This is a genomic window from Paenibacillus sp. AR247, assembly GCF_002968895.1.
Classification (GTDB): Bacteria; Bacillota; Bacilli; order Paenibacillales; family Paenibacillaceae; genus Paenibacillus_AQ; species Paenibacillus_AQ favisporus.
In genome coordinates this window covers 1-1,373 of sequence record NZ_PCZT01000041.1, presented here as the reverse complement: position 1 = coordinate 1,373, position 1,373 = coordinate 1, and the positions used below count along the sequence as shown (strand labels likewise).

Here is a 1,373-nt window from a genome sequence, read left to right as displayed (position 1 = left end):
AAGCCGTTCGAAATGAGGCTCGGACATGGAGCAAAGAAGCGACGATTCCATCGTTTCAATATAAACCTTCCTGGTACCGAAAGAGAATGAATCTAACTCTCCGAATATATTTCCTCTTGTGAGAATGCCAAGCGTAAACTGTTTTCCGCTGTCGTTCAGTTTATAAAGTCTAAGCTTTCCCTCCTTGACGAAATAGAGGCCCTCGAGCGTGGAGTCCGGGGTTTGGACCAATGTATTTTTTGTGATCCAATTGAAATGATGGATGGTATCTAACTGATCGATGTCTCTTATCTCTTCTCGGGACATTTCTTCAAAAATGCTGATTTGAGATAAATACCAGAGCTTGTTCATTGAATATCGTTCCTCCAAATTGTATTAGCCTGCGGGATACGGATACTTGACTAATTGGTATGAATCCGAATGGCTGTTTCGTAAAGTTTTAAATGCTGCAGTAGGTTATCCCAAAACCAAGTCGCGCAATGTTTTCCTAGACCATACCTAAAATCGGCTTCCGAATCGGCGAAGACACAACCAAGAAAACGCGCTCAGGAATTCGACATCTCCTAAGGCATGGCAAAAGGGATAAGTTTTATTCCTTGCGTATTCCACATGAAACAGCTCAGATTGACATTTTCCTTCGGAATAGTCATTTTTGCGTTTAAATCATACCTGTATTGTTCCAGCATAAGATCATCTTCGGTGATTTCGGTGTTACTATTATAAGCCCTCAAGATTAAAATATTTCGTCTAACCCGGACACCATAGCTCCCACAGCGATTCTGGAGTCTTGAGGATCAGGCAGATTTATCGCATACGTTATCATGATGACAGTGGTAAAACGCGATTATTATTTTTTCATGGCTGCCTGTTTCTTGCATATTAACATCCGGCCGAATCGCTGTAAGTAATCTACTTTACATTGTTCTGCCGGTTTACACATTTCCAAAGGCATCTCTGCAGTATAAGGTCAATTCACCATATAAACGCAGATCAAGCTCGGTCAAAGGATTGAGCAACTTGAGTAATCAGGGACCGCCTTTAAGAGGGAATCAGAAATGCTTTCAAGGCCATGGTATGAGATGTACCGAGGTAAGGAGCGAAGAAGATGATTTCATTTGGGATATCTTTAGTTCAGGCCGTCGATGTTGAGTATGCCTAAAACATGTATAAAATCAATCTGGATAATCCAGAATAAAGGGGCTGCAACTATGTGAAAATAAACATAAGGTAATTTTTTATGGTAAAGACAATAAACATATATAAAAGACTCGTCTGGATTGGCGCAATTATCTCGGCTTTAGCTTTTTTCATTAACGGGCGAACTTTTTTATCTGGTATTTGTGGTGATAAATATCTTGGAATTGATATTTGTG

At 40.1% G+C, this 1,373-nt stretch carries 1 protein-coding gene; it reads right to left on the bottom strand.

Annotated features, from left to right (window positions below):
* On the bottom strand, positions 1-351 hold a 351-nt coding region (locus tag CPT76_RS35460), incomplete at its 3' end, for a Crp/Fnr family transcriptional regulator (RefSeq protein ID WP_146116546.1).
* Between the last annotated feature and the right edge of the window lie 1,022 nt (positions 352-1,373).